The 218-nt window shown below is 73.4% G+C and carries 1 protein-coding gene; it reads left to right on the forward strand.

Features of this window, described 5'->3' with window-relative positions; translation table 11 throughout:
• Nucleotides 1–218 (forward strand): hypothetical protein (locus MFF64_RS39265; protein WP_238194188.1); only part of this gene is annotated, 218 nt, incomplete at both ends.

Below are 218 nucleotides of genomic sequence, written 5' to 3' on the forward strand. Positions count from 1 at the left end.
GCCCGCACCCAGGTCCTTCGGGCGCGGGGCCTTAAGCCCAAGCGCCACCCCGCCCTTCTCGCCCTCTGGGGGAGCGCCCTCCTAGCCTTCCTCCTCGCCCAAGGCCGCCTCCTCCCCTACCCCGTCTTCCTCGCCCTCCTCCTCCTCGCCCTCTACGGGAGCCTCACCCTTTTCCGTCCCCCGGTGCCCGCCCGGGTCGTGGGCTGGACCCAGATGGG

Source organism: Methylobacterium frigidaeris (assembly GCF_022179185.1).
Lineage (GTDB): Bacteria > Pseudomonadota > Alphaproteobacteria > Rhizobiales > Beijerinckiaceae > Methylobacterium > Methylobacterium frigidaeris.